This is a genomic window from Gilliamella sp. M0320 (assembly GCF_016101635.1).
GTDB lineage: Bacteria > Pseudomonadota > Gammaproteobacteria > Enterobacterales > Orbaceae > Gilliamella > Gilliamella apis.
Genome location: NZ_JACFQD010000027.1, coordinates 1 through 422 on the forward strand (window position 1 = coordinate 1; position 422 = coordinate 422).

General features: G+C 36.5%; 1 protein-coding gene. It reads right to left on the bottom strand.

What is annotated here, in order from left to right; all coding sequences use genetic code 11:
- Window positions 1-368, bottom strand: a 368-nt coding sequence (locus tag H3T83_RS11315; RefSeq protein WP_198215808.1) for a hypothetical protein, incomplete at its 3' end; no start/stop codon positions are given.
- Window positions 369-422: the final 54 nt, after the last annotated feature.

Sequence of the window (422 nt, forward strand, 5' to 3'; positions counted from 1 at the left end):
TAATAAACTCCCTGACCATCACCATCATCATCCCCCCAATAATTATACGGTTTGCCAATAAGTGAACTTAATTCAATAGAATTAGTATACGTATTCGTTGGTACTAACATACCAATATCCTTAAAACTCTGACCAGCAACAGGTAAAATGATAGGATGGTTTCTTGAATCATTGGTTGTGGGAGTAAATGTTCTACCATCAGAAAGGGATATCCAGAGTAGTGCTTCGGTATTTGTTACCCGGGTACGACCACCATCAAAGGTTAAATAAGGAGCTGAACCTTGAATAATATTGGTCGTTGTAGTGGTTAATGCATAATTAGAAAAAGAGATAGACTGTAAAACAACCACGGTTAATATGAAAACCATCGGCCGAGATAAACAGGCTAAACCAAGAAATTTTAAAAAATTTTGCCGAATTTG